The organism is Chlorogloea sp. CCALA 695 (assembly GCF_003003885.1).
GTDB lineage: Bacteria > Cyanobacteriota > Cyanobacteriia > Cyanobacteriales > Chroococcidiopsidaceae > Aliterella.
This window is the reverse complement of the sequence record NZ_PVWN01000024.1, coordinates 59,643-66,199: the sequence shown is the minus strand read 5'-3', so window position 1 is coordinate 66,199 and position 6,557 is coordinate 59,643. Positions and strand designations below refer to the sequence as shown.

The 6,557-nt window shown below is 37.8% G+C and carries 5 protein-coding genes; all 5 read right to left on the bottom strand.

The window, feature by feature from the left end; all coding sequences use genetic code 11:
- Positions 1-95: 95 nt before the first annotated feature.
- Positions 96-1,382 carry an ATP-binding protein gene (locus C7B70_RS13985; RefSeq protein ID WP_106369647.1) on the bottom strand — a complete coding sequence of 429 codons (1,287 nt, stop codon included), beginning with the start codon at positions 1,380-1,382 and terminating at the stop codon, positions 96-98.
- A gap of 88 nt (positions 1,383-1,470) precedes the next feature.
- Positions 1,471-1,911 (bottom strand): J domain-containing protein, encoded by a 441-nt coding sequence (locus C7B70_RS13980; protein WP_106369646.1) that lies wholly within the window; start codon positions 1,909-1,911, stop codon positions 1,471-1,473.
- The gene (locus C7B70_RS13975; protein WP_106369645.1) at positions 1,908-3,524 is read right to left on the bottom strand and encodes a dynamin family protein; all 1,617 of its coding nucleotides are present in this window, start codon (positions 3,522-3,524) and stop codon (positions 1,908-1,910) included. The genes C7B70_RS13980 and C7B70_RS13975 overlap by 4 nt, the downstream gene beginning before the upstream one ends.
- A gap of 6 nt (positions 3,525-3,530) precedes the next feature.
- On the bottom strand, positions 3,531-5,600 hold the full coding sequence (locus tag C7B70_RS13970) for a dynamin family protein (RefSeq protein WP_106369644.1): 2,070 nt from the start codon (positions 5,598-5,600) through the stop codon (positions 3,531-3,533).
- 72 nt (positions 5,601-5,672) lie between these two features.
- Entirely contained in the window at positions 5,673-6,203 is a 531-nt protein-coding gene (locus tag C7B70_RS13965) for a hypothetical protein (RefSeq protein ID WP_106369643.1), read from the bottom strand.
- Between the last annotated feature and the right edge of the window lie 354 nt (positions 6,204-6,557).

Sequence of the window (6,557 nt, the reverse complement as noted above, 5' to 3'; positions counted from 1 at the left end):
AAATACAGGCGAGGCGCAGGATAAAGTATTGTACTACTACGGACGAGTTTTGCTAAAATAATTCCGCAATTATAAGTGTTATCTAAATAATTCTTTTACTTAGCTGCTAAATCTGCTTGCATAAAGTCAATAAACTGTCGTGCAGTCCTTCCTGAACGCCCATTATGACGAGTAGCCCATTGCAAAGCCTGATATTCTAAGTTTTGCTGACTAAGAGTAATATTAGCTTGAGCGGCTAAGTGATGAACAATTTTTAAATAGGTTTTTTGATCAGCGCTCTCAAAAGTTATAGTTAAACCAAAGCGATCGCTAAAAGATAATTTTTCCTGCATTGTATCCCAAGCATGGACTTCATCGCTATTTCTTGGTGTAGGGCGATCGTCAAAAAATTCTTTAATTAAGTGTCGCCGATTAGAAGTCGCATAGACAACTACATTTTGGGGACGGGCGGTTAAATTGCCCTCCAGCACCACTTTAAGAGCCTTAAAAGCATCATCATCTTCCTCAAATGATAAATCGTCTACAAAGATAATGAACTTCTGTACAGCGCCGTGCAACTGCTCCAAAATGGTTGGTAATGCTTGCAAGTCCGATTTAGCAACTTCAATTATCCGCAGTTGGCGACTTTGATATTCATGCAGCAATCCTTTAACTAAGGAAGATTTACCCGAACCGCGACTACCGTAGAGTAAGACGTGCAAAGCTGGATAACCTGCGAGTAAAAACTCTGTATTTTTAATTAAAGTATCGCGCTGGTACTCGTAACCCGCCAGTTGATTTACTTCCACGGGGTCGGGAGTATTTATACCCACAAGCTGCCCTGATTGCCAGCGTAAAGCCTGGTATTGTGCAAATAAACCTGTACCATACTGCTGATAATAGGCGGCTAAATCTTCTAAACCATCTGCCCAATTATCCAACTGTTGTAGCTTAGTTTGAGTTGGCGATTGGTAATCCCAAACAACCGGAGCAAAATTAGTAGCCGAGCGCACCCATTCGCTTAATAAGTCGCTGCTACATTGATAGAGTAGCTGCAAAGATTGCAAATCTTGCTTTGTAGCGGCGATTAATGCTGGTGGTAAATTAGCTAAATCGGTATGCTGAACTTGTTTAGAGAAAGGATTGTCATTTAGCAGGATTTGAGTAATGAGAAAATCTTGCCAACTTTGGTTAGTTTGAGAAATTGCCTTAAACCACGTAGCATAAGCTTCAATAGCAGCAATTTCATCAATATCGCTATGACGCATAGCTTGCATTAGTTCAATTTGATGCAACGCTTGCAATAATTCGATAAATGACTTTCCAACAGGATTAGTTAAGACAGATTGATATAGGAGTAAAGACGCGCAACAACGGCGCAGCGCTTGAATTGATAAATCCATAATTAAAGTAATTTTAGGTTATGTTACCAGCAATATGCTTAGAAGTTAACTAACTGGAGGTTACTTAACTTGAGCTAATTTCTACAAATTAACAAGCAGATAGCTTTTTATAAGCTTCGATAATTTTCTTAAATTTTTCTTGAGCTTGCAATTGCCGTTGAGGTTCATTAAAAAATACATCGGGATGCCATTTCTTAGCTAGACGTTTGTAGGCTTGTTTGATTTCATTTTTAGAAGCACCACTTTTAATCTCTAGGATTTCATAAAATACTTTATTTTTATCGTTTACAGGTGGAGTGTATGCAGCATTTGGGCTATTTGTCTGACTTTGAGGATCACGCATTTGGGCTTTTAACTGCTCTAATTCTTCCTCAATCTCCTGCGATAGATATTTTTTTCCTGTTTTACTGTCACTAGTTGGCGGAGTATATTGAGCATCAGGAGGATTTACTTTCGCTTGAGGATTACGCATTTGAGTTTTTAATTTTTGTAAGTCTGCCTCAATCTCCCAGGCTTCAAAACTATTCATAACATTTCTAATAAATTATTTATTAACTGCACCTGATAATTTTGTTTAGTTACTTCTAAAGATTCTTTATTTTTTTGAAACTCAATAGATTGAATGGCTAATTTTTCATACTGATAAAGCGTTGTAAAAGCATCTTTACTAAAATAAGTTAAATAATTTTTGGCAGCAACAGTATAAGTTTGAGTAATTTGTTGTTGATAATCGCCCGTTGATTCGGGTTTTTCTTGTTCCCCCGTTTGGTTCAAAATATAGCTTACACCACCCACTACCGCCGCACCGACAGGGCCACCTAATAGCCAGCCAAAACCAGTTGCGATCGCAACTGGTGTAATATCGTTACTACTTGCTTTAGTTGCTGGCGGTTGCAGGATAGAGAGTTGAGGAGCAACAGGAAAAGAAATTGCTAGTTTGTCAGGATGCTTGGTATTAAAAAAATCGCAAGCTTGATCAATCCATTGACTAATTGCCTTTTGATGTTCTAAAACTGCTAACTTAAATTGTTCTTGCCAATTATCAAAGTTGCCTTGTTGTAAAGCTAAAACAAATTCCCCTTGATGGCGCTCTAATAAGCTTGGTAAATATAGCCAGCTTTGAAACTTGCTGCTACTTGCTTGAAAACCTTGTTTAATTAAAGTTTCGGCTTTTTGTTTGATGTCAATTTTTGATTGATGATTTGCTTTGGCGGCGGCTATTTCTACTAAAATCGCTTGTTTCTTAGCTTCTAGAGCAGTTTTTACTTGAGAGGCAATTTCTTCTACACGCGATAAACGATGATCGATCTGCTCTTTTTGCACCGCTACTATACTTTGCAAAGCCGATTCAAAGGTAGAAAGCCCGCTAATTTGAGCCGCCGCTACATCTCCTTTGAGCCTGGATCTTAAAGCAGGTAAAGCATCAACGCGATACAAGTTACTAATTCCTGGCGGTAGCTGAGAGCGGAAACTTTCAGCCACAAATCGCAAGCGGTGGAATACTTCTTTTTGCTCGTCAGATTCTAATAAATTGAGAAAATTAACGACAAAAACTACTGTTGTAATTCCTCGATCCAGCAACCAATCGCGCAAGTTTTCTCGCTCTCCCAAAGTCATCAGCTTACGCGCATCTAGTACCTGTACTACCAAATCGGCGGTTAATAAGCGATCGCGTACTAGATCGTCTTGAACTTGGCGATCGTTTGTACCAGGCAAATCAAGCAATTCTACCCCGGTTTGCAAGAAAGGATGAGGATAAAAAACATCTATTGATGCAACATCGCTCCGCATACATCGTTGCTCGTCTAATAAGGCGTATTCTTGTAAAATCTGCGTACCGCGACTGCTTATTTCTGTACCATCAGTTAGAATAATCCGCGTCTGCAACTCCTCTCCATAACCAACACGAATTGCCGCACCCGTTGTCGGAATTAGATCGATTGGCAAAGTACGGCTACCAAGCATAGCATTTAGCAGCGTTGACTTACCGTAGTTAAAAGGGGCGAATACAGCAATTTGATAGACAGGATTTGCCACATAGTCGCAAATAGAAATTGCATCTTTACGCAACTGCGAATACTGCTCCTTGTCTAACAATCCAATCGCTGCTTTTAAAGCCTGTGTAACATTAACTTCTTGCATACAGTTTTAGGCTGACAAAAGATGTTGATAAGCGCTCTCAACGCTCTTAACTTCGTCAGAGATGTTATTTTCCAACATTCTCAACCGTGCTAACTCTGCAACGCGATCAATTTCGTGGGATGCTTTTTGAACGCTCAAGTTTTCTAACTCAGACTTGCGCGCTTTAATATCATCATTGATTCTTGCATTCACTTCTGTTTCGTAAGCTTCAAAACACTCTTGCACGGCATCATAAACGGGTTGCCATTGCTCTTGTGCTACTTGGGGCAAGTATTTGATTAACTCTTTTTTTGTGGCTTTAACCAATTGCTGACGAGCGCTATCGGCTTGCATAGCTCCAATTCCCAAAGCCAGAAGTGCTAAACTAATTGGGCCTAAAATAATTCCCGAAAAAGTTGCGATCGCACCACCAATCCCAATTACCGCAACTAAATTGAGCATGATATTTTTCCAATCCATACCTACCCCAGCAAGGGCGACTCCTGCTACATTACCAGAAGCTAGGGAAATTAAACCCATTGCCCATTTTGCCCAACTTGGGGAATTATCTTCTGTTGCAGCGCTACCTATTTGAACTTTTTGCCCAGTAAGTTTTTCGGTAATTTTGTCGGTAACTTTGCTGTAAGAAGCGCCATAATGAGCCGCACTTTGCGATAATTGCCCAAAAGCCGCATTCATTTGTTGTTCGCCAATAACGCTAAATGCTGCTAACTTGTCATGAAGATATTTTTCAAAAGCCTGTTTAAGCGCCATTTCAAAAGCTTCTCGTTTACCTCTATCTAAAAAGTCCATAAATTTCAATTCGGGCTGATAGCGCAGAAAGTCTGACTCAAAAGTATCGCCTAAATTGAGAACATAAGTGCGAAAAGCATCAGCAACTTCTCGTGCTTTTTGTTGCTTAACTGTTCTAATTTCGGTTTGAAATTGGTTGCTAATATCTGTCAACTTATCAAATTCTGGTTCTACCGAATCAATCCGCCGTTTTAACTCCTCAATATCTTGTTCTAACAAAGGTACGCGGCGTTCGATTGCTTCGTTGACGTGTTGGTAAGCAAGCCGTGCTAAAGTTCTTGCTTGTCTGAGTTCCGAAACTGCTCTTTCTTTAGTTAAAAAAGTGCTAATAGCACTCATAAATTCAGTAAATCCAGTACCTTCTAAGGAAGCATCAGGATTTTTTAATCGTCGCCGTAATGCCTGAATTGAAGAAACTTCAAACACTCGCTCGTCATAAACATCGTATCCGTCTATTTGGCAATATTCAGCTAAGTTTGCTTTGAAAACTCGGCGTAATTTTTCTTCAGATTCCGCTAATTCTTCCTTATCGTCAGGATCGATTAAGCTTTCTTTTACTTGATCCCAAGCATTAATTAAAAAGAAAACTGTTAAACCTCGACTTTTGATATAGTTTTCTAAATAACGGCGTTCTCCAAGCGTACAAGGCTGAGAAGCACGCATTACAAACAAAATAGCATGGCAATTATTAACGTAACCTAAAGATAATTCGTTTCGGGCTTCTGTATCATTTAAGCCAGGACTATCAATAATTTCTACGCCTTTTTCTAGTAATGATAAAGGATACTCAACTACCGCATGACTAACTTCAGGAAAAGCAAGTTTTTTTTGTTGTTCTAGTTCTTTTGCTTCTGACCCATCAATAGTATAGCGCTGCTTAAAAGTTTTAAAATCTAAGTTTTCTGGGCTAGTACCATTATTAAAGTGAACCGTTACTTTTTTTTCTAACCCGTACCGCAAAATCGTTAATATTGCCGTACAAGGATTAACATCACTAGGTAATAAATTTTCGCCAATTAAAGCATTTAAAAATGTACTTTTACCTCGCTTCATATCGCCCAATACTAACAGCCTAAAAACCCCATTACGCAAGGCAATACTTGCTTTAGCTATATCTTCTATATCTCTAGATAATTCTAGCTTTCCCGATTGTTTTTCGCCCTCTAATTCTGCTTTTTCTAGAGTTTGGGCGATTGCATAAAGGCTTTGCGATACCTGCAAACGCGATTGAGATACTCGATCTAAGTCATTTATAAAATTTGTCGGCGCAATTTTAGCACTCATGTTATTACTTTCCTATATAAATATCAAGTTATATAAAGCGCATCCTACTTTGTCTTTCTGACTTTGCTATTTTTACTGGCTTTTAGCAGTAGCAATTACCGAACGCTTTACTAAATGTTCAAAATGATAAAGATAAGCGGCAGTAGTAACCCAAATAATCACTATTATTGAAACTAGCAAATTATCGCGACTGCCGTGATACAAATACCTAACTGAACTAACATCAATAACAAGAAAATCTAAAACTCCAATGGTGATTATTGTTGCTAGAAATATAACTAGCCAACTGTACAAGCCTTTCCACCAGCTAATTAAACCAGGATTCCAACCTTGGACTTTATCTAGTTTTAATAATTCGTTATTTGGCAAGAGAACATCTAGTAATAAGTTAAGAAAGTGGTGAATAATTGCAATAAATAAAATAGGCGATAATATAGTAATTAGTCCAAACATGGCATCTAATCTCGGCAGATGCCGAGTCAAATAATAGCCGATTTTCAAAACTTTATCTGCTCCTTTTACTAAACCAGATAAAATTAAACATAAAAAGATTGCACTTATCCATGACCGAGGATAAGGAATCCGGGACGACCAATTTATCATTACTAAATCCTGTATTTTTTACTGAGAAGTTAATTTTAGATTCTTTCCTAAAAATCTAAAATCAAATAAGCTTGATATTTAAGTTCCCTATAAACTTTAACCTTAAAATTATTGTTTGCCTATATAACAGCAAAAAATTTATGTTGCACTTCAATTTAGGTGTAGAAACGCCAGTATTCAACAGCTTTGCAAAATAACTTATTTACTTGTAAGTAGATATACATAAACAATACTTATAAATAATTTATTTGTGTTTTTACGCTAAGTATTTTCAACTAATAAAAGCAAAAAGTAATATAGCTAATTTGAAGTAATTTAGATTGCGGGTATCTGCGGCAAAGCTCTAGGCAAATT

Coding starts and splice junctions, on each gene's coding strand:
- C7B70_RS13985 (WP_106369647.1), bottom strand. CDS start 1,382: ATGGATTTATCAATTCAAGCGCTGCGCCGTTGTTGCGCGTCTTTACTC.
- C7B70_RS13980 (WP_106369646.1), bottom strand. CDS start 1,911: ATGAATAGTTTTGAAGCCTGGGAGATTGAGGCAGACTTACAAAAATTA.
- C7B70_RS13975 (WP_106369645.1), bottom strand. CDS start 3,524: ATGCAAGAAGTTAATGTTACACAGGCTTTAAAAGCAGCGATTGGATTG.
- C7B70_RS13970 (WP_106369644.1), bottom strand. CDS start 5,600: ATGAGTGCTAAAATTGCGCCGACAAATTTTATAAATGACTTAGATCGA.
- C7B70_RS13965 (WP_106369643.1), bottom strand. CDS start 6,203: ATGATAAATTGGTCGTCCCGGATTCCTTATCCTCGGTCATGGATAAGT.